Raw genomic sequence first — 22,165 nt, 5'->3', positions numbered from 1 at the left:
TAATTTTCTTCCAGTTTAAAACCCTAACACACTTTTTTAGATTTTTTGACTCAAATTTCATTTGTCGTGATTGGGAACCTGTCTAACGAAACTCACCTTATGTCGAATTGACAATAAGACAGCGGTTTTCAGCATCATTTAATACCTATTTTTGAATTTACCACTAAAGTCAAAGTCATGAAAACCAGTTTGAGAGCTAACCTTCTTACCCTTACCCTTTTAATAAGCATATCTCTTACAGCTCAGGAATTTACAGCAGGAATAAACACAGAAACCCCCAATCCCAATGCGGTCTTGCACTTGGTAGCCCCCAACGGAAATCAAGGCTTACTTGTGCCAAGTATAACTACAGTACAGAGAAATGGAATGAACTCCACACTCACTGCCACTGACAATGGTTTGATGGTATTCGATAGTGATGAAAATGCCTTTTATTTCTGGGTCAACCCTAATTGGGTGGAGACAACCAATACCGACAACCAAAACCTTGCGAACGTGCTAAATCAGGGGAATGATGCTGGGGGAGTTGCAATAACGAATGTTGCAGATCCGGTAGCGGCCCAGGATGTTGCCACAAAAAATTATGTTGACACGCAATCAGAGTCAGACCCAACAGTTCCGGCAAATATCAAGGATGGAGTAGATTTTACTGAATTGACAGGCATTCCTGCAAACATTGATTTAGATCAGACAGACGATATTGCATTAAATACAGCACCAGCATTAGGAGACATTGAGGGCGACTATCAAAGTGGACTAAACATAGCGATTGGAGTGGTTTCATCGTTGGAAATTGCGGATGGAACAATCACTAATGTAGATATCAATGATGTAGATGTAAGCAAAATCACCGGCGCTCCAAACCTTGATTTAGACGCTAGCGATGATGTTGCAACGACTACAAATCCAACTGCGGCTGATGTTTCTGGAAGTTTTTCTTCCGGTTTTATCGTGGATCAAGTAGGAGGAGAAACTTCGACCGACATTGCTTCCGCAGTAGCCATTGTGAATGGAGCTACTAATCTTGACCTTGATGCGAGTGATGATTTAATAGCAGGGGATAATATCACTCTATTGACCAACGATGCAGGTTTCCTCACCGCTGAAACAGACCCTACAGTGCCAGCGAATATCAAAGATGGAATAGACTGGTCAGAACTAACAGGAATTCCTGCCGGCTTTGCTGACGACACAGACGATGGCATAGTGACAGAATTGGATCCTGTATGGTTAGGCGACCGTGCAACGATTGGTAGTGCAGGAGTGATCAACACCCCGGCTAACCTCTTAGACTGGAGTCAACTCAAGAATGTACCGGCAGGCATTGCCGATGGAGTAGATGATTTAACATTACCATTTTTAGGCAGCTTTGCAGACGGTGGATCACTTTTCGATATAGAACAAACGGGGGCAGGTAGGGCTGGCTTGTTTAGAGTTACTAACCCTGGTCACAATAGTCCAGCTTTAGAAGTCCGTTCCAATGGAGATGGCGCAACTTCCTATTTAGCCAGATTTGATAGAGTAGGAGGTTCAACAGGTAGCGGTGTATTTTATGATATGAATGGAGTTAATAACCCCGCCATTTTAATTGACAATACTACTGCTCCAATTCAGATTTTTGATGGAGCAAATATTGGATACGTTCTTACTTCAGATGCTGCTGGTATTGGAACCTGGCAGCAAAACTTTGGAAGCGTAATTGGCTCTTTTAATCTGGTAACTCAAATGGCAGGTACAGGGGGGGCTTTATCTACCGGAGCAGACAATGTATTATTGGGTAGAACAGTCGGAGGCGCGATAACTACTGGAAATGAAAATATTTTAATTGGAAATCAAGTAGCAACAGGGCTCACAACAGCAGGGGGAAATATATCCATCGGTATTCAATCAGGCGGGACAAACATGGTATCTGGAGGAGATAACATTGTAATTGGTACTAGGGCAATTCTTGCAGGTGGTCCAACCAACTCTACAAATAATATTGCCATTGGTACAGATGCACAGGCTACCCTCAGCGCTACGGCAATTGGTTCAGATGCAAGAGCAACAGCACCAGGATCAGTCGCCATTGGAACAGGCGCTAGAGCAACTAGCTTAAATACGGTTACGCTTGGGGATGCTGCCGGAACAAGATACAGCCTTGAAGTAACAGGAAACCTTGTAAGTTCCGTGTCAAATGTAGCAGCAGCTGCGGCGGAAGGGTTTACACCATTATCAAGAATTATTACCCTTGAAGCAAGTGCAAACATCACAAATATTGCGGCAGGCACTGCTGGTCAAGAAATTATACTGGTTACTCTTAGTGATGCTGCTGTAAATGAGGGAGGTAATATTGACTTAGCAACTCCTTCTTTTAATCCTGGTAATCCAAATAGCACACTGCATTTGGTATACATTGGATCCATGTGGGTCGAAATTAGTAGAACACTCAAATAAGGGAATTATGAAATATTTTATTCATTTCATATTACTATTTCAAGTGGTCGCCTTATCGGCACAAACGATCACTTTTGGTGATCAAACAGATCTTTATCTGGGTGATGGAACGATATTCTTCTTTGGAGGAAACACAAGCCTAAAGGGTCCTGTGAATAATTCTGGGACGATTGTTAGCTACTCAGATCTGGATTTTACCACAAACAGAAACGTTGGAAACATCAAATTCAACGGAGTGTTGGATCAAGAATTAAGTGGTGATACACTTGATGTGGGCAATTTCATCGTGGACAAACAAGGCAGACTTAACCTGCTTACTGATCAAGTGATTGTCTCGGGAGGTTTGGAGACGATCAACGGGGTGGTTGATGCTGCGGAAGAAGAGCTATTGGTCAGTGGGAGTTTCCCGTCCGGAGGAGATGGATATGTAGATGGTAAACTGTTAGGAATATCACGAGGTAATCCCGTTACCTTCCCGATGGGAGTCAATGGAGCTCCCAATTACATGACCATTTCCAATTTACCTTCCGGTAGTATAGTAAGCGTAGAATGTAAAGTTCCGATTCAAAATGAGTTGCTTCCAGATGAGGATATGGTTGGAATCAGTGATGAGGTGGAGTGGATACTAAAAGTTTCGGGAGACTCTGTGGAAGCACAAGTTTCCGTGAATTTTTCGGGCGTTGATCTCCAAAACCTTTCCAATGGAGAGCCCATAAGGTCGTTGGCTTATGAACCCGCAATTGTAATTTTCTCGAAGGAAGATACGCTATATCATGCATTGAGTGGTGCGGTTACAAATGCAGATGCGAACTTTTCGTCAGGAACAATCAACTCTACCGACAATATTTGGATAAACGACAGTGGCAGAAGATTAGGTATTGCGTTGATTCCAATCATTGTAGAGCCTACATTTTTCATACCTAAGGCCTTTGCACCTAAAGCACTGCAGGAAGATAATCGCATATTCAGAGCCTACTTTGCAGGAGCTCTGGTAAGTTCAATATCCATTAAGGTGTACGATTCCTTCAATAAGGAAGTGTATAGTTTGAATGATAGTGGCTCTGAATTAGATATTTCACAATACGGCTGGAATGGAGTCTTGAGCTCGGGACTTGATGCTCCAGAAGGGGTATATTATTATCAGGTCAGGATTGTTGCGGAATCGCAAGAGTATAGTAAAACCGGATCGGTACTTTTAGTCAAATGAGGAAATTCGTAGTACTTTCAATAGCGTTTTTGTACACGTTAATCTTACCAGCCCAGGAAGGACAGTTTTCGCAATATTTTGCAAGCTCAAGTGTGCTTAATCCAGCCTTTACAGGAACTGTTCCCAATCTATCGTTCAACTCAAACTACAAGCGAGGAGGCTCTCCAAGCTCAGATTCATTTCTCGAATTGATGCAGGTGACTTTTACTTATCCATTCAAAAAGACAACAAGCAAGGACAATCAGATCGGAGGAGCAGGAATCACTTTCTTTCAGGAAAAGAGAGGCTTTGAAGGTATTTATTCTTCTAAAAAAATATTGCTCACCGGAGCCTATGCTATCCGCTTGAGTCGCTTATCCAATCAAACGATTGTGTTTGGTTTGCAGGGAGGGATTGTCGAACATCGCATTGATGGAACCAGCCTGACGTGGGGGTCACAGTTCAATAAATACATAGGATTTGATAATACGAGAACTGGCGAGGAAATAGGATCTAACCCAGTTTTGTATCCAACCTTCAATTTTGGAGTTATCTACACCGCTTTTGACAATGAAAATAGATACATCAGGGACAGAAACTTCATGTTTGGGCTAAGTGTTGACAACCTTAACAGGGCGGTAGTGTCCATAGATGGGTTGGAAGGAGCTAGGAAGAGCTTTTTGTTCAAGGCCTTCGGTTCTTCGAAATTAAACATCGCTCCTCGCTGGTACATTCATCCATCTGCATATGTGCTTTATTCACAGGGGAGCAAGCAAATCAATGCAGGCCTGTACTTTTCAACATTGGTGAGTTCTCCCAAATCCAATACAGCTGTTAACCTGCAAGTGGGATCCTGGTATCGGGTAGAGGATTCAATTATTGTTTTGGCTGGATTCGAAATAGATAACCTGAAGATTGGCTTTAGTCTTGACCTAAACACCCAATCTTTTGATATCAGTGATCAGCTTGGCGCAAACCTCCCAACCTACGAGGTTTCACTAACTTACAACCTGGACTTATCAACTCCACTCCGAAACGTTTCAAGCCCAATATTCTGATCACTAGTATGAGAAAACTACTTACCATTGTTTGCTTGCTATTTGGTTTCATTTGTGCATCACAGTCTGTACCCAAGCTGTTGAAAATGGCTGATGATCGTTACCAAAATGGCATATACGATGATGCAATTGAGTTTTATGATAAGATTGTCGGGATTGACAAAGACAATCATTTTGCTCGTTTTCGATTGGCGGAATGTTATAACAGAACTTTGCAATATGATGAGGCAAAATCAGTTTTTCTCCAGCTAAGTAATACCCCAGATCAAGAGTACAGAGCTCGTTCAATGTATAGTTACGCCAGTCTACTTAAGCACGAAACAAGTTTTGAGGAAGCAGATTCTATTTACGGTGTTCTTATTTCTATTCCTGGAGCAGAATCCTATTTGGTAGAGCTGGCACGGAAACAAAGTGAGGGATGTCAATTGGCACTTAGACAGAAAAAAGCGGATAGAGGATTCGCTATTAGTTACCTGGACGGAATCAATTCCAAATTTCATGATTTTGGAGCTGTGATAAATCCATCCAGCAATCATGTTGTATTAGCGACCACAAGAAATTTACCGGGCACCCAATATGAAAACCTTCAGTACCAAGGGTTATGGCCAGATTTGGTTTCATTCGAGAATCGAGGGAATGGACGATGGAGGATGTCAACGTCTAATCAGGATTTTTCCGATTTGAATACGCAATGGCCAGAAGGATCAGGCTCTTTCACGAAAGATGGGAATATCTTTTACTTTTCTTCGTGCAGCGAGGGTGAGGGTTCCTCCTGCAATATCATGGTAAGCTATCTTGAAAATGGCAACTGGAGTGCCCCGGTTAAACTAAACAGCTACATCAATGAAGCTGGATCAGAGAACAAACAGCCTGCGATTTCAGCGACAGGAGATACGCTGTTTTTTAGTTCCAACAGATCAGGAGGTAATGGGGGTAGCGATATATGGATGAGTTTGAAAGGTTTGGAGAAGGAATCCTGGACACCTGCAATCAATATGGGAGCAGTAATCAATACACCTGAAAATGAAATAACACCTTATTATTCGTCCGCTTTTGAATGCCTTCTCTTTTCCAGCGATGGACATGTTGGTTACGGGGGCTACGACATGTATGCCGCTAAAGGAGAATCATTTTTCGAGCCAGAGATTTATAACCTGGGGGATCCTTTCAATTCTACCTGGGACGATACATACTTTGCCATTTCTGATACTGTCGGATTCATGTCTTCCAATCGGGCGGATCACGAAATATTGAACATTTACAGTTTTGATGTAAACAATGAACGTCTTTTCTTATCACTTTTGATTTCCGGAGAATCCTTAATTGATTCCAGGCTTGCGTCACGCTTTAGAGACATTGAATCACTTGATCTTGTCACATTTCGCGTGGAAGATTATGCAGGGTATGACCTTTTTGAACCCATAAGACCGGCTAAGCCAAAGCCGAAAATCATTGAAGATAGTGTGGCAGTGGCTGACGTTGAGACAGATGAATATCAGTTTGAGAAGCTCTATTTCAACTATGCAGATAGCCAACTGAGAAGTGAGGCAAAAGCGGCATTGCAAAACCTTGTTTTACAACTGAAGGAGCAATCATTTGAATCGATAGATATTTTGGCATTTACGGATAGCATTGGTTCGGATTCATCCAACCTTCTGCTAAGCAAAAGAAGGGGAGAATCAGCTAAAGAATACCTGGTTTCAATGGGAATTGACTCAAGAAGAGTAAATGTATTGCCTCGTGGCGAAATTCCATCGCAGGGAGCAGATCACTGGTTCAGACGAGTCTTTAGAAGAAGGGTGGAGGTCATTGTAAAGGCAAGTGCAGGATTAAAACTACGAACTGCGAAAACGTATATCATTAGGAAACCAAACTCTTTGGTGCAGATTGCCAACATGCTAAATGTTGATTACGAGCAATTAAAGGAATGGAATGGCAATGTGAAAGGAGCCATTGCTGCGGGCAGCACCATAAGGATATACGAGGAGTCTAAAACAGATCGCCCCATTCGCTTACTTGTGGGAGAAGAAAATCTGGATTTATTTTCAGCAAAAAACTAGCCTTTGGAAACCAGAATGTAGGCTCCCCAATTATACGGATTTGAGTCAACCTTGCGAAACGCTCTTCTGGCATTAAAAAAGGCGAGCTGGGGATCTTTGACAACCAGCAATTCTTTGTAGAATAAATTCATGAAATTTCTAGCTGCTTCATCATTTATTTTGACGAGTGAGAGAAGAACATTTTGTGCTCCGGCCACCAAAAATGCTCGTTGCAGCCCAAACACACCTTCACCATTTTGGACCTTACCCAACCCCGTCTCGCAGGCAGCCAACACCACCAAATTAGTTTGATCCAACACCAAGTTCATCGCTTCGTAAGCAGACAATAATCCGTCATTGGTGCTCGATGCAGACTTACTTAAAAAAAGACCGGAACTATGCAATGGATCGGTATAGTTTGGGTCATCTATAAAGTATCCATGAGTTGCGATATGAATAATTCCTGGATTTGTGAAATTTTTTATTCGATCTTCTGTTGCTTCCGAGAAATAGTAAGTCTCAGTGTCCCATCTCCTTACGTCGAGAATTTCACTAATGTCGTTTGCTTCTTTTTCTGCTCCAGGTAATTGTTGCAGTGTAAAACCTTCAATTCCGGAAAAGTCAGGGTTACCAAATATTTTGGCATCCTTCACGAGCTCTGGTGTATCACGATAGAGTAGGTCTTTTCCGCTGGTGATGTTAATGATATCATATTTGTCTGACATGTACTGATTGTTGGCTTCATCGTAGAAGACCACCGGATTTAGTTTATGGTAAATACCATCAGGTGAAAGGTATAACTTGTTGACATCTGATAAATGCTCATTTATAGGCTCCCAAAAGATGCTGTAACTAAGCTTGTCTTTAACCCCGTACCTCAATGCATTTCGATAGGTAGCAAAACCCTTGGTAATATCCAATGATGTTAGCTTTACTGTTTCCAAGACACTGTCCTTTTTGATGATGAAAGCCATGTAATGAGATTCGTCTTCAAATCCCTGATCTATTTTTTCATCAACAACTTCAACTGAATAGTTTTTGTACTGGATGATATCCACCATAGCCGTACTGTCTTCAAGCACTACGCTTATCTCTGACCAGTGATGATAGGTTGACTTTTCCTGATCTGCGAAAACTTTAAATTTTCGGGAGAGGTCTTTTTCGAGATTCGCACATTCTTCCTCCAGGAGAGTAATGGAGATTCCCTGTTTTACTCGATCTTCTTCTGTTAGCAAATAGGCCTGAGCTAGACTATATTTCTTTTCTCGCCAAGTGTTGTAATCCTTTTTTATTTTATCGTCATCGCTATTTTGAATCAGCTTTCTCATTTTCTCTGATGCATAAAAGAGAATGCCTCGTGTGTTTAAGAAATGGTTAAGCGCATTGCTTGCATACTTAGAGTCAATGTTTTCGTCACTAAATGCGAGCGCACAAAATCTACCAATATTATACCTGGTTTCATCAAAATAGAGTTTTCGTTGATTGTCAGTCAGTACAGGAAATATATCCTGCATATGTTTAATCTCGGCTGATAGCGCATGATCAAAGGATTCCATCGCTGATTGATAATCTTTTACGATCATGTAATACAGACCAAGATCATTCACTGTTTTGATGTAGAGTGGGTGATAATTTCCGAGTGTATTGGCTCTTATTTTTTTTGCTTCAGTAAGTAGCTTTCCTGCCAATGAGAAGTTCCCAAATTGAAGATACAGTAAGGCGACGTTGTTGAGCGATGTAGCATAGTTTGCATGCTCAGTACCATAGATCACCTTGTCCATGTCAAGCACCTTCATGTAGAGATTCAGTGCTTTTCCCAGTTCTCCTTTGTCTTTGTAGATACTAGCCAGGTTACTTAAGCTACTCGCATAGTCCGGATTCATGGATCCAAACAAGTCTAAAAAACCCTGTGAGCTTTCGAGGAAGCATTCTTCCGCTTTTTCGACATCTCCTTGCCGCTTATAAATTGTGCCCAGATTATTAATCATGTACGGCCGAATGGTTCGAATGTCACCTGCCACATCCAATGCCTGTTCCATGTAATTATTGGCAGTTTTTAGGTCATTGAGTCGGTAGTAAAGAATACTTAACCCATTGAGCGTTTCAAGGAGCATTACTTTATCATCTTGATAGTTGTTGCTTTTTTTCTCAAGGTTGTGGAGGAGGTAGTTTTCTGAATCAGAATACTCTCCCTGCTCTATCTTGAGTGCAGATAGCCTATCAATGGCTCGAAAGTATTGAATCTCATCTCTTCCTTTAGCCATTTCAATGGCGGTAAGAAGTTCTGTTTCACTTCTATTCAAATCGCCAAAGTGACGATAGGTGGTGCCTAGTTCTATTTGGAGGGCTATGCTGATGGAGTCATTGTAATCTTTTCCAGATGCTAAAGCCTGATTAAGTGCATCCAAACTTTGCTGAAAGTTACCCACCTCCCGATGATATATGCCTTGCCGATAGAGGTAGCGAAGTTGAGCGTTTGAGTCATTGCTGAGCCGACTATTTGTGACTCTTCCAGCCAAACCTAAAAATTTTCCAGCCATAGCAAATTCGCCCAACTCCTGGTAAAAAGCTGATAAATTATAATAGATGCCGAGTAAATCTTGATGCAGTGAATCTTTGTTGGCGACCTCAGACGTAAGACCACTGTGTAGTGCATTCAGACTATGCTGCCGGTCATTGACTTCCCAAAGAATCAGACCAACATTATTGTAGAGCCCCGCTATTCCAATTTCAGTCACACATTTGGCTGAGTCCAAATCTGTTAGCAATGAATTGGCGTAAAATTTCGATTTGAGAGGGAATGTATATTTGAAACGCTCTGCACTATCCAACTTTTGGAGACAGGTCTGCCCATGAAGAGAAATGCAGAGAGCGGAAAGTATAATTACAAAGCTTTTCTTAAGCATAGATCAATTTGGTGGTCAATTGAAGTTAACAAGGATACAACATTCTTGAGATGATCCTTTTACTTTTCCTACCAACCATACTTCAAAAACGATGAAGGGCTATGACTAGCCTGTCATACTTCATCGGTGAAATGTTTTTCAGACTTTTCTTCTGAGAACTTCTTTTGATTGTATTGATCAGTACCACCTTTGGGAATTGATAAAGAGACCCAATCTTCACCTTTGATCATTTTTGCCAGGTAAACGATTTGGCCAATGTGATAGCTGTAGTGGGCGAGTTGTCTATGAATGGCATCAATGACGGAATGTCCCTCATTTCGAATATAAATGGTTCTACCTAAGTCGTCATCTTTCAAATCCTTTAGGGTATTTATGAAAGTCGTCCATCCTTCCTCCCACTTGTTCAACATTTCTTCCCGAGTCTTAATTGTGGTTTCAAATTCGCCCTCACGATCTCTCCAATCCTTCTCTCCATCTTCCGTAAGGAAATTGGTCCATCGGGAAAGCATATTTCCCCACAAGTGCTTAACCATGGTTGGGATACTGTTGGAGCCATCGGCTGGAATGAGGTGCAATTCCTCATCGGAAAGTGATTCAAATGTTTGTTCACCCAACGATTTATAGTAAAGAAGGAGTTTTACCAGATTTTCAATCATACACTAAAATTTAATAAAGTCTTGAGCCTGATCCCTGAGTATTCCGAGATTCGATTCATTCGTGATTTTGCCATTCTCCATCATAGCGTTGATACTCATCAACTTGGGTTTGTTAGCAAATACATGCATGCCAAGATAGTTGAAAATATCTGTGAGATGACTCATGGCTATGGCCGCACCTTGAATGCCTGCCGAAAGTCCAACCATGGCACACTTCTTTCCAGTAAATGTTCCTGGAAATTCCAAGGCGTCGAGAAAAGTTTTTAGGACTCCTGGAAAAGACCCATTGTATTCAGGTACAATGAAAATATATTTTTGAGATGCTTTCATATGCTCCCTGATTGGATTGAAGACTACATTCGTTCCCTGATTTTCATAAAGCGCCGTTGAAATAAAATCTGACGGTAAGTCCTCCAGGTCAATTATCGTAGATTCAATTGATAATTCTTCAAGTATTTGCTGATATTGAAGTGCCACTTGCTTGGAAACCGAATGCTTGCGATTGGTACCACTAATGATTGTTATCATAGACGATTTTGTAAATCAAAATTGTAGATGTGGGCGCATATAGAAATATTTGCCCGATAATTGCGTTTTCAGATCCATTGATCAGAACGCAAATAAAACATCAAACCAATTAACTCTAAGAACGACTTTTAGTTCAATGTCAATCAAAGTAGATCAACTAACCAAAGTCTACGGAGCTCAAAAAGCACTAGATTCAATCTCTTTTGAAGCATCAAAAGGTAAGATTACGGGTTTTCTTGGTCCAAATGGTGCAGGTAAATCCACCACGATGAAGATTGCCACAGGTTATATTGGCCTTACTTCTGGCTCTGTTCAGGTCAATGGGATTGATGTTTCCTCACAACCGCTTGAAGTCAAACGAATCACGGGTTATTTACCCGAACACAATCCCCTTTACCTAGAAATGTATGTAAAGGAATACCTCAATTTTGTGGCCTCAGCCTACAAATTGAATAGTAAAGCAGTGAAAATTGCGAATATGATTGAGATGTGTGGACTGGAAAGAGAACAGCACAAAAGAATTGGAGCACTCTCCAAAGGATATCGTCAGCGAGTGGGGCTTGCTCAAGCATTGATCCACGATCCGGAGGTGTTGATACTGGATGAACCTACAAGCGGATTAGACCCCAATCAGCTAGTTGAAATTCGCAAAGTGATCAAAGAAGCGAGTAAGGATAAGACTGTGATCCTTTCCACCCACATCATGCAAGAGGTGGAGGCTCTTTGCGATAAAGTAGTGATCATCAATAAAGGTAAAATTGTTGCGGATGATGCGGTGAAAAACCTGAAGTCGATGAAGTCTGATCAGGTAGCCTATCGGGTAGAATTTGAAGAAAACATTGATCCTTTATTGTTTGAAGCTGAAGGTTTGCAAATAGTTGACATGGAAGACAATCGCTATCAAATCCATGCAAAAGAGGATCCGCGCAAAGCCATCATGAAAGTGGCTGGAGAGCACGGACTTCCACTAATCAATATTGCAAAAGAAGAGCAGTCGCTCGAAGGAGTTTTTCAGGAATTGACACAAGGAGAATGATTACAATTCTAAAAAAAGAAATCAACGAGTTCCTCGATTCATTAATCGCTTATGTAGTGATTGGCATGTTCCTGGTAGGAGTTGGTTTGCTGATTTGGGTATTTCCAGAAACCAACGTGCTGGATTATGGCTATGCCAGCATGGAAACACTTTTTTCATTGGCACCTTATGTATTTATGTTCCTTATTCCAGCAATCACGATGAAGGCATTCGCCGAGGAAAAAAGGGGAGGAACCATTGAATTGCTTTATACCCTTCCTTTCAGAGACATTGAGATAGTGATAGGTAAGTTTTTAGCTGGATTTTTTCTGGTTATCTTCTCTGTATTGCCTACGCTGATCTACTACTTCACCCTATCATACTTGGGAAATCCAGTTGGTAATATTGATACTGCTGGCATCATAGGATCATACATTGGATTGATATTGCTGGGAGGGATTTTTACCGCAATAGGAGTATTATCATCAGCACTCACGGGCAATCAGATTGTATCTTTCATTTTAGCAGCCTTCCTATGTTTTGCTTTTTATGCAGGTTTTGATTCCATAGCAGCAATCAATATCTGGTCCGAAACGTCTTACATCATTGAGCAGGTAGGCATTCTATCACATTATGAAACATTGAGCAAAGGATTGATAGACATGAGTGATGTCGTTTATTTCGGTTCCATGATAGTCCTCTTTTTGTATCTCACACGTATCATTTTAAACGTGCAGAAAGGATGAGTCGGAGTAGGAAAATAGTCATTCTTCAAAGCATAACAGTGCTTCTTTCGGTATGGCTGGTAAATCAACTGGCTGATCGCTTTCGCGTGCAATTTGACCTGACGGAAGAAAAGCGCTACACCATTTCAGATGCTACAAAAAATCTCCTAAAATCACTGGATGAGCAGGTGTATTTTGAGGTATACCTCGCCGGAGAATTACCTTCTAATTTTGAACGTTTTCAAAATTCAATTGGAGAGATGCTAGAGCAATTTTCAATTGAAAGTGGAAATAAGGTGAAATACAAATTTACCGACCCTGCACAAGCCACAAACGTTCAAGCAAGGAATCAATTCTATCAGTCACTCATAGATAAAGGAATAGAGCCATCAAACTTAAATTATAAGAATGCCGATGGTGACAAGATGGAAAAAGTGCTGTTTCCTGGAGCGATTGTATCTAAGGGGATCAATGAAATCAGCATCAACTTGATCAAGGGGAATAGTACCGCCGGAGTAGATGTAGTTTTAAACCAAAGCATTGAAGGGCTTGAATATGAATTAGCTGCTTCCATTGCTCAGCTGATTGATGGAGCTACCAAGCGTATTGCATACATCTCTGGTCACGGGTCGCCAGACTCTTTGGAAATAGCTGGGTTTAGAAATACGGTACTTTCCAAGTTCGAATTGTATAATGTGTCACTTTCAGGAAGGAAAGAATTGAGTGGTTACGACGCGGTAGTTATTGGCAAACCCACACAACCATTTACGGAACGCGAAAAATATTTGGTAGATCAATATTTGATGCGTGGAGGAAATCTAATCTATTTCATTGATGCACTAAGCGTTAATATGGATAGCGCATCCGGAGAAGGGACAGTGGCAATTCCATATCAAACGAATTTGGAGGATCAGCTTTTTAGGTATGGCGTAAGAATTAATCAAAACTATGTGCTGGACGTAAATAGCGGACAGTTTCCTGTGGTTGCTGGAAATGTTGGAAGCCAACCTCAGATTCAAATGATCCCATGGCCGTTTTTCCCCGTGCTCACCAATTTCAGCAAGCATCCTTCTGTTCGAAATTTAGATGCGATCTTAGGGAGATTTGTGTCTGAGATAGATACAGTGAAAGCAGTTGGAATTCAAAAAATTCCACTGATGACCACAAGCCCATACACCAAGTTGCTGGGTCCGCCGGTCAGGGTTGCATTCAATGACCTGAGAGATAAACTTCGACCTGAGCGATTTACAGACGGTCCCAAAACGGTAGGATATCTGCTGGAAGGTTCTTTCACCTCGCTGTATGCAAACCGTTTGATCCCGAAAGAATTTGACAAAGCTAAGTTTATCGAAAAGGGTAATCCAGGTAAAGTGATTGTCGTAGGTGATGGTGATATCATTCGAAACGACCTGGATCCTGAAACGGGCGAACCGCTAGGTTTAGGAGTGGAGCCTTTCACCAAAACCACGTATGCCAATGAGGATTTCATTCTGAACATTCTGGACTACATGGTTGATGATTCAGGCTTGATAGAAACACGAGCTCGGGAGGTAAAAATTAGACCGTTAGATCGTGTGAAAGTTCAGCAAGAACGTACGAAGTGGCAATTGATCAATTTGATAGTTCCAGTACTTCTGGTCTTACTCATCGGTGGGTTGAAATGGTATTTACGAAAAAATAAATTTGCCAGACAATGAGTAAGTCAGTAAAATATATCGTTGCGATACTGCTGCTCTTAATAGCCAATTTTTGGTTGTTTTTTTCAGGAGGGAGTAAGGAAGTCAAATCTTCCGAAAAGTACTTCAACGCTGAAGACCTGGAAGGCGTTAGTGCATTTGAATTTACGTACGATCTGGATACCATTAACATTTCTAAAACCGGCGAAGGCTGGATTGTGAATGATCAATACCTGGCTGATCAAGGCTTTATAAATACCTTGATTTCAGTATTGGAACGGGTGGAGGTGAAAAGTACACTTGGAAATTTGGAAACGCAGATTTTGGGCAGTGTGACAGTTGAATTTGATTTCAATTCAAGGTATCGATTTCAATATGCCACCAATCCGAATAAAACCAGATCCTATTTTTTAACCGATGCTGGGGTCAAAGAAGTTTCCGTACCAGGATATCGCGACAATGTGGTGGATATTTTCACTCTACACCCGGATCAATGGCGAGATCGAACCATCTTTGACGGTAGCTGGCGAACCATCCAAAAAATAATTATTGAGAACGAAGAAGGAGATAATTTTCAGATCTTGTTTGATGAAAAATTCTTTCTTATCAATGGCAATCAACCCGCCGATAGCTCGGCAGTGATTGGATACTTAAATCAATTTGAGCGGTTTCAGGCCAATGAAATGATCTCGACAGGGAGGTTTAATGAGATGGACAGCATTGCTGGCACTGAGCCTTTTGCCAGGTTATCCATTGAGGACATCAAATACGAAACGCCTATTCGTTTAGAGATTTTTAGAAATAAGCCAAATCAACCGTATCATTTAGTTCAAGATCAGGATGGTCAACGCATGGTAATAGACGCAAGGAGGGTCCGACAGATTTTATCAAATCCTGATAGACTTAACTGATCTTATTTCAGCTGTTTATCTCACAATTTGTGACTAAATTAGCGCCCGAAAAAATAAGGCAATTGCCTTGACTCACTAAGCTTTACAATATATGAAATTCATTGTCTCTTCATCTTACCTATTAAAGCAATTATCTGCCATCAATGGCGTAATTACTACAAACCCGGTAGTGCCCATTCTTGAAAACTTTTTGTTTGAAATAAGCGATGGCAATTTGACCGTTACTGCTTCTGACCTTCAAACAAGTATGATTACAGAGCTTCAGGTAGAAGCAAAAGAAGACGGGAGTATTGCGATTCCTGCTAAAATTTTATTGGAGACACTCAGGAACCTTCCAGAGCAACCAGTAACGTTTTCCATAGATAGCAACACCTACAGTATTGAGATCAACTCTGATAACGGAAGATACAAGCTCGCAGGAGAGAATGCCACTGACTTCCCTAAGATACCTACAGTGTCTGATGGATATTCTGTGAATATGTCTTCCGAAGTGCTAGGTAGAGCAATTAACAACACCATTTTTGCTACTTCCAATGATGAGCTAAGACCCGCCATGACAGGTGTGTTCGTGAAACTCGATGAAACCAATACAACCTTTGTAGCAACCGATAGTCATCGTTTGATCAGATACAGAAGAGTAGACGTAGTGGCAGATATGGGACATAGCATGATCATCCCACGAAAAGCATTGACGCTTCTCAAAGCCACTTTACCTTCGGAGTTGACCAACGTGAATGTGGAGTTCAATGCTTCCAACGCGTTCTTCAATTTCAATCAGGTAAAAATGATCTGCCGGTTGATCGACGAGCGATTCCCTGATTATGAAAATGTAATCCCGCTGGATAACAACAATAATGTTGTTGTGAAGAAAGATGAGCTGCTCAGCTCTTTGAAGCGTATTGCTATTTATGCTAACAAAACAACGCATCAGGTACGTTTGAAGATTACAGGTAGCGAGCTAATGATCTCAGCGGAAGATCTGGATTTTTCAAACGAGGCAAATGAGCGTCTATCATGCGAGCATGATGGAGAAGATCTTGAAATTGGATTCAACGCTAAGTTCCTTGTAGAGATGCTTGGTAACATTGATTCGGAGGACATCACCTTGAAATTGAGTGCCCCGAATAAGGCAGGTATAATTACACCACACGACAAAGATGAGGAAGAAGACATTTTGATGCTTGTGATGCCGGTAATGCTAAACAATCAGGTTTAGTAATTCGAATCATTAGAAATTATTGAAAAGTGATGCTGTGCGGCATCACTTTTTTTATTGTTCGCTTGCCAGGTCTTTCACCATTTTTTTAAGCCGCTTGACTTTTCTTCCATAGATCAAGTGGAGGAGCAAATGAAACAAGCCTCCAATTACGGATAGGGAAATGACCCATACGGCAATAACGGCGGCCCATTGTTCAGTGCTTTCTATTTTTGATAAATCCGCATGGTTGGCGGGATCTGAAACCCCATAGATGAATCCCATGACAACAGAAATCCAAAAGACCACCTTGTAGTGCAGTAGGTAAAACCTCAAATAGCCGTACACTTTTTTTAAGCTCTGAAGAACATTGCCATCGTAACTAAACCTCCGTATTTGGCGAATGAGAAATTGATAGTAGATGAGATACACGATGGTTACCAGTACATAGAATATGATTAGGCCTATAGAATCGCCTCTTTTGATCGTCAAATAGGTCATTAATGGGATCAGAACGATCGTTATCCAAAACTCTACCCAAAGGATGATCTTGATCCAATAAAGGGTTGTTCTGGTTCCTTTCCGCTCCAGCTTATCTATTTGAAGCGACGAAGGGTTTTCCTTTGCTTTACTTTTATTCCAGACTGACCGTATATCTATTTCCTCAGCCATTAATTAACTCTTTTAACTTCTCTTTGAGCCTATTTACCTTAACACCTACGTTGCTTACGGTAATACCCAATATTTCGCTCATTTCCTTATAACTTTTATCTTCTAGATAAAGCAGTATGATGGCTCGGTCAGATTCCTTCAATTTTTTGATTCCCGAATACAGTTTCTCGATCTGTTCTTTTTCTCCATCTTCCTCAATAGCTGAGTCACCCTTCCATTCGAGCGGAACCGTCTCCACTTTGCGTTTCATTCTTTTGGAATGAGAGAGACAGACATTCAGTGTGACACGGTAGACCCAGGTCGAAAGTTGAGAGTTGCCCTTAAAGGATTCATGAGACCTCCAAAGCTGCAAACTGACTTCCTGCACTAAATCCTTCAGTGATTCTTCATCTCGCGCATATGCCCTGCATATATGCATGATCAATGGCATATTTTCCTCTACGTACGATTTGAAGAAGTCTTCTGACACGCAACTTTTGTGTTAGTGGCTAAAACGTTCGATTTATTTCATCGAGACGCTATTTTTTTTTGGCAGCAGCTTTTTTGCCGCCTCTTCCTTTTTTCTCTGGAGCTTTTTCTGCCAATTCTTTACATTGTTCAAATGTGAGTTCCTCTGGAACCATATCCTTAGGGATTTTTACATTTTTCTTACCAAACTTGATGTACGGCCCCCACCTTCCATTCAATACAGCTACTGTTTCATCCTCATCAAAGGTCTTGATGTATTTGTTGGCATCAGCTTCCCGCTTATCTAGAATGAGTTGAACAGCCTCTTCTTCTGTGATTGTGAGAGGATCTTGTTCTTTCTTAATGGACACAAACTTCCCGTCATGGCGGATGTATGGGCCGAAGCGTCCTACCGCGGCGACCATGGGTTTATCTTCAAAAGTGCCCACCTCTCTAGGAAGTTTAAATAGCTCTAAAGCTTCATCCAAAGTGATGGTATCCATGAATTGACCATGCTTCAAACTTGCGTACTGAGGCTTTTCTTCGCCCTCTACTAACTCACCTTTTTGAACATAAGCTCCATACTTTCCATGACGTGCATAGATTTTTTCTCCTGATGTGGGATGTTCTCCTATTTCGCGTACTTGATTAACTGCAGCTCTGTCTAAGTCAGCGGACTTTTCAACCGTGGAGTGAAACCCACCATAGAAATTGTGGATCATTTTATTCCACTCGGTCTTTCCATGGGCAATGTCATCAAATTGCTGCTCTACATCAGCAGTGAAATGATAGTCAATGACGTTAGGGAAATGGTCAACCAGGAAGTCATTCACGACCATTGCAGTATTCGTTGGGAAGAGTTTATTCTTCTCTGCACCAGTTATTTCAACTACCTCTTCTCGTTTGATAGCACCATCCTGCAATCTGCATTCGATAGAGATGCGTTCATGCCCTTCCCGAGCATCCTTTTCTACATAATTTCTTTTTTGAACGGTAGAAATTGTGGGAGCGTAAGTGGACGGACGTCCGATTCCCATTTCCTCCAGCTTCTTAACCAGACTTGCCTCGGTGTACCTTGGTGGATGTCGAGTAAATCCTTGCTTGGATAGTATTTGCTTGAGATCCAGTACCTGACCTACGTTGAGTGGAGGTAGCATATTGGTATTTTCCTCTTCGACACCCTCTTCGTCTGTGGACTCAATATAAACTTTTAGAAATCCTTCAAACTTGACTACCTCACCTTTAGCGATAAGTTTCTCGTCCGTTGTTGAAACGCCGACTGTCGCAGTTGTCTTTTCAAGTTGTGCATCTGACATTTGCGATGCGATAGCACGCTTCCAGATAAGGTCATACAGTCTATTTTCTGCATCATCCTTTCCTGCAGACTGTATACCAAAGTTTGTAGGCCTTATTGCTTCGTGAGCCTCTTGTGCTCCGGCATTTTTTGTTTTAAAAACTCGTCTGAAGGCATATTCATCTCCATAATTCGCTTTGATTGCTGACGCTGCCCCATTTAAAGCTTCATCCGATAAATTGACCGAGTCAGTTCTCATATAGGAGATTTTTCCAGCTTCGTAGAGTTTCTGAGCAACAGACATTGTTCTTGCCACAGAATACCCCAATTTCCTACTTGCCTCCTGTTGGAGCGTAGAAGTCGTGAATGGAGCAGCTGGTGATTTTTTTGCGGGCTTTGTTTCCAGGTTCTCAATGGAGAAATCGGCACCGTTACATTTTTGAAGAAAGCCCATAGCCTCTTCTTCCGTCTTAAATTTCTTAGGCAGTTCCGCTTTTAGAATCTTACCTCCTTCCAGATTGAATTCGGCAGTAATTCTGAAGGATGATTCCGGATTAAACTTGGCGATCTCTCGCTCGCGTTCCACTACCAAACGTACAGCAACAGATTGCACTCTTCCTGCTGAGAGACCACCTTTAATTTTTTTCCAAAGTATAGGTGATAGTTCAAAACCGACCAGACGATCTAAAATTCTTCTTGCCTGCTGAGCGTTTACCAAATCAATGTCGATACCTCTGGGGTTTTTAATGGCGTTTTGAATCGCATTTTTTGTGATTTCCCTAAAAACGATTCGCCTGGTTTTGGCATTGTCAAGGTCAAGGGCTTCTGACAAGTGCCAAGAAATAGCCTCTCCTTCACGGTCATCATCCGAAGCAAGGAATATTGTTTCAGCTTTTTTGGCTAATTTTTTTAACTCTCTTACTACTTCTTTCTTGTCCTTGGATACTTCGTATGTTGGAGCAAACCCATTTTCTATGTCAATAGCTGAATCATCCTTAGGGAGATCACGAACGTGCCCATATGATGATTTAACCTCATAATCCTTCCCTAAATATCCTTCGATTGTTTTTGCCTTGGCAGGCGACTCAACTATGACGAGATTTTTTCCCATGGTAAATTTTATAAGATAATAGTGACAGGTGGAAACCCATTCAGCGCGTAAACATAACACGACTATTTAAATCCTGTTCAACACACAATTGAAAAACTTTATTTGTCTCGGCTCTTTTTCATGCTTTATATTTATACCAAACCTCCAAACTGATGAGTAGAAAAATCTACCTGATCCGACATTCCTATGCCGAAGAGCCCAATGGTAAAAGAGATATAGAACGTGAGTTGACACTAGAAGGTCAAAGCACTGTTCGTGCCTTGGGAAGACATTTGATCAAAGAAAATTTTAATCCGGATGTTATTTTGTGCAGCACTTCTACCAGAACTAAACAGACAGCTTTAAACCTTGTTGAAGAGCTTGGAATGAATGAGGGTGCGGTTGAATACAAGGAAGTAATCTACAATGCATCAGTCCGGGAGCTCTTAGCCTTGCTCAATGATCTTTCTGATAGTCAAAAGTCCATTGCCATAATTGGCCACAATCCGACCATCACATTTTTTGGTGAATATTTATCAGCTTCTGCTATTGGAAATATGGAGCCAGCTGGAGTGGTTACCATCAAATTCGATAAATTAAAATGGAGTGAAGTGTCCCAAGGAACAGGAGTTTTTTCTAGTTATTTTCATCCAAATCACTGATGTACAACCCAAGCGACGTAGGTAAGAAGGGGAGTGTTTTTGGGTTGCCATACAACTTGGAAGAGTCTAAGCTTGTGCTGTTGCCAGTTCATCTCGATGTTACAGTTTCTTATGGACAAGGAACATCCAAAGCTCCTGACATAATTCTAAGCGAGTCATCTCAACTGGATTTATCATTGCCATCCATCCATAGGCCATGGGAGCTGAAGATGGCCATGTATGATCGAATTGTCAATGCCGGTCAAAACGAAATTCACCGAGGGCGAGCAACCAATGTTATCAAAGACTTGGAGGCTGGTAAGGAACCCGATATTGAGCAGGTCGATTTCATCAATGAGTTTTGTCACCTCACCCATGAGAAAATTGAAGCGTTGGCTGGTTCCTTCTTGGATTTAGGTAAAATCGTTGGAATAGTAGGAGGAGATCACTCTTCGCCGCTGGGTCTGATGAGAGCACTAGGTAAAAAGGGGGAATATGGAATTCTTCAAATCGATGCGCATATGGACTTAAGGGAAACCTATGAGCATTTTAGATACTCGCATGCCAGTATTATGCATAATGCACTAAAGGAGCAAGCTGTAACCTCGTTGACTCAGGTAGGTATTCGTGATTTCTGCGAAGAAGAGGAGAATTATATCGCAAATTCAGAAAAACCGATCAGTGTTTTTTATGATGAAGACATTTTTAAAAAGACTTTATCTGGGGTGAATTGGCAAACACAAGTGAATGCAATCGTAGAACATCTTCCTCAGAATGTGTATATCAGCTTTGACATGGATGGATTAGATCCGTCACTTTGCCCTCATACAGGCACTCCAGTAGCTGGCGGTTTGCAATTCAATGAAGCCATTTACCTCATTGAACAAGTGGTCAGGTCAGGTAGAAAAATAATAGGATTTGATGTGTGCGAAACCGGCGCTAAACCATGGGATGCAAATGTAGCCGTTCGCATAATTTATCGGATAGCTACCTTTGCCGGGGTATCAAATAGCTTATTGACTTTCAAATAGATCAGTTAATAGCTTATTGAAGGAATCAGTGTTGTATTTGGCCATCCCGTGATTTTCCACTTTGATCGTGCCCCCTTTACTCAATACATAGGTTGTTGGAATCGAGTGTGTATCATATGTGGTGGGTAGGCTGGATCTTAGAAAGTAAACGGGAAATTCAAATCCCTTTCTATCGATAAATCTACGAGCCTTAGCCTCGTCTTGATCCAGCGATATCATTACGAAGCTTACTTGATCTTTTTGTTTTTGATATAAATCATAAATATCAGGCATTTCCGCTACGCATGGAGGACACCATGTCGCCCAAAAATTCATAAACACTACCTCATTAGAGAATTCAGTAAACTCAATTCGATTGCCCTTCAAGTCTTCCAACCAAAAATTGTACGAAGCTTTACGCTCTTCGGCTAGCAGGGTAGGTTTGATGAGGCCTGTTGATAATACAACCTGTTGCATTCGGCCGAGTACCTCAGTATGCCAGCCTCCTAAGTAAATCACACCGACTACCGTAATTAAAACAATCCATTCGATGAGTTCTTTTCTAATCTTTTGCTTCATTTTTGGGGGATGTAGCAAGTATTACACTCAAATTGACGAAAAGATTCATTTTTTAGCTAACTAGTCTCTTCCTTAAATTTTTATAATCTCACTTAGTATTT

18 protein-coding genes are annotated in these 22,165 nt (G+C 41.3%); 11 read left to right on the top strand and 7 right to left on the bottom strand.

The annotated features are described in order from the left end of the window. The first annotated feature begins 177 nt into the window (after positions 1-177). From ABJF57_RS10135 to ABJF57_RS10120, 4 genes are read left to right on the top strand one after another with little or no spacing between them, the layout of a single operon-like run. On the top strand, positions 178-2,436 hold the full coding sequence (locus tag ABJF57_RS10135) for a beta strand repeat-containing protein (protein WP_462236295.1): 2,259 nt from the start codon (positions 178-180) through the stop codon (positions 2,434-2,436). A gap of 7 nt (positions 2,437-2,443) precedes the next feature. Beyond that, a complete protein-coding gene (locus ABJF57_RS10130; RefSeq protein WP_462234843.1) occupies positions 2,444-3,643 on the top strand; it encodes a hypothetical protein in 1,200 nt (399 codons plus the stop codon). Continuing rightward, entirely contained in the window at positions 3,640-4,680 is a 1,041-nt protein-coding gene (locus ABJF57_RS10125; RefSeq protein WP_462234841.1) for a PorP/SprF family type IX secretion system membrane protein, read from the top strand. Before ABJF57_RS10130 ends, ABJF57_RS10125 begins: the two co-directional genes overlap by 4 nt. 8 nt (positions 4,681-4,688) lie before the next feature. Next, on the top strand, positions 4,689-6,740 hold the full coding sequence (locus ABJF57_RS10120) for an OmpA family protein (RefSeq protein ID WP_462234839.1): 2,052 nt from the start codon (positions 4,689-4,691) through the stop codon (positions 6,738-6,740). On the opposite strand, the gene ABJF57_RS10115 is transcribed toward ABJF57_RS10120, so the two are convergent. The 3 genes from ABJF57_RS10115 to ABJF57_RS10105 form a co-directional block, all read right to left on the bottom strand. Then, positions 6,737-9,625 (bottom strand): CHAT domain-containing protein, encoded by a 2,889-nt coding sequence (locus ABJF57_RS10115; protein WP_462234837.1) that lies wholly within the window; start codon positions 9,623-9,625, stop codon positions 6,737-6,739. The genes ABJF57_RS10120 and ABJF57_RS10115 overlap by 4 nt on opposite strands. 113 nt (positions 9,626-9,738) lie before the next feature. Beyond that, a complete protein-coding gene (locus ABJF57_RS10110; protein ID WP_462234835.1) occupies positions 9,739-10,281 on the bottom strand; it encodes a DUF1572 family protein in 543 nt (180 codons plus the stop codon). 3 nt (positions 10,282-10,284) lie between these two features. Continuing rightward, positions 10,285-10,809, bottom strand: a complete 525-nt coding sequence (locus ABJF57_RS10105; RefSeq protein ID WP_462234834.1) for an NADPH-dependent FMN reductase — start codon at positions 10,807-10,809, stop codon at positions 10,285-10,287. A 136-nt stretch (positions 10,810-10,945) separates the two neighbouring features. Here ABJF57_RS10105 and gldA point away from each other — a divergent pair, with 136 nt between their 5' ends. From gldA to dnaN, 5 genes are all read left to right on the top strand, one after another. Beyond that, the gene (gene gldA / locus ABJF57_RS10100) at positions 10,946-11,845 is read left to right on the top strand and encodes a gliding motility-associated ABC transporter ATP-binding subunit GldA (RefSeq protein ID WP_462234832.1); all 900 of its coding nucleotides are present in this window, start codon (positions 10,946-10,948) and stop codon (positions 11,843-11,845) included. After that, positions 11,842-12,570 (top strand): gliding motility-associated ABC transporter permease subunit GldF, encoded by a 729-nt coding sequence (gldF, locus tag ABJF57_RS10095; protein WP_462234830.1) that lies wholly within the window; start codon positions 11,842-11,844, stop codon positions 12,568-12,570. The genes gldA and gldF overlap by 4 nt, the downstream gene beginning before the upstream one ends. Further along, positions 12,567-14,246, top strand: a complete 1,680-nt coding sequence (gene gldG, locus ABJF57_RS10090; protein WP_462234828.1) for a gliding motility-associated ABC transporter substrate-binding protein GldG — start codon at positions 12,567-12,569, stop codon at positions 14,244-14,246. Before gldF ends, gldG begins: the two co-directional genes overlap by 4 nt. Further along, positions 14,243-15,136 carry a hypothetical protein gene (locus tag ABJF57_RS10085; protein WP_462234826.1) on the top strand — a complete coding sequence of 298 codons (894 nt, stop codon included), beginning with the start codon at positions 14,243-14,245 and terminating at the stop codon, positions 15,134-15,136. Before gldG ends, ABJF57_RS10085 begins: the two co-directional genes overlap by 4 nt. A 91-nt stretch (positions 15,137-15,227) precedes the next feature. Continuing rightward, positions 15,228-16,352 carry a DNA polymerase III subunit beta gene (gene dnaN, locus ABJF57_RS10080; protein ID WP_462234825.1) on the top strand — a complete coding sequence of 375 codons (1,125 nt, stop codon included), beginning with the start codon at positions 15,228-15,230 and terminating at the stop codon, positions 16,350-16,352. A gap of 54 nt (positions 16,353-16,406) precedes the next feature. On the opposite strand, the gene ABJF57_RS10075 is transcribed toward dnaN, so the two are convergent. The 3 genes from ABJF57_RS10075 to topA are packed head-to-tail and all read right to left on the bottom strand — an operon-like array spanning position 16,407 to position 19,855. Further along, on the bottom strand, positions 16,407-17,003 hold the full coding sequence (locus ABJF57_RS10075) for a hypothetical protein (protein ID WP_462234823.1): 597 nt from the start codon (positions 17,001-17,003) through the stop codon (positions 16,407-16,409). Beyond that, a complete protein-coding gene (locus ABJF57_RS10070) occupies positions 16,996-17,472 on the bottom strand; it encodes an RNA polymerase sigma factor (RefSeq protein WP_462234821.1) in 477 nt (158 codons plus the stop codon). Before ABJF57_RS10070 ends, ABJF57_RS10075 begins: the two co-directional genes overlap by 8 nt. A gap of 49 nt (positions 17,473-17,521) precedes the next feature. Then, on the bottom strand, positions 17,522-19,855 hold the full coding sequence (gene topA / locus ABJF57_RS10065) for a type I DNA topoisomerase (RefSeq protein WP_462234819.1): 2,334 nt from the start codon (positions 19,853-19,855) through the stop codon (positions 17,522-17,524). Positions 19,856-20,007: 152 nt separating this feature from the next. Here topA and ABJF57_RS10060 point away from each other — a divergent pair, with 152 nt between their 5' ends. Together ABJF57_RS10060 and ABJF57_RS10055 are read left to right on the top strand one after the other, a co-directional pair. After that, complete coding sequence (locus ABJF57_RS10060; RefSeq protein ID WP_462234817.1) at positions 20,008-20,496, top strand: SixA phosphatase family protein; 489 nt, start codon at positions 20,008-20,010, stop codon at positions 20,494-20,496. Further along, complete coding sequence (locus ABJF57_RS10055) at positions 20,496-21,506, top strand: arginase family protein (RefSeq protein WP_462234815.1); 1,011 nt, start codon at positions 20,496-20,498, stop codon at positions 21,504-21,506. Before ABJF57_RS10060 ends, ABJF57_RS10055 begins: the two co-directional genes overlap by 1 nt. Here ABJF57_RS10055 and ABJF57_RS10050 read toward each other — a convergent pair. After that, positions 21,489-22,064, bottom strand: a complete 576-nt coding sequence (locus ABJF57_RS10050) for a TlpA family protein disulfide reductase (RefSeq protein ID WP_462234814.1) — start codon at positions 22,062-22,064, stop codon at positions 21,489-21,491. The two genes, ABJF57_RS10055 and ABJF57_RS10050, sit on opposite strands and share 18 nt — an antisense overlap. Positions 22,065-22,165: the final 101 nt, after the last annotated feature.

Source organism: Ekhidna sp., assembly GCF_039940915.1.
Taxonomy (GTDB): Bacteria; Bacteroidota; Bacteroidia; order Cytophagales; family Cyclobacteriaceae; genus Ekhidna.
This window is presented reverse-complemented; position numbering and strand designations above follow the sequence as displayed.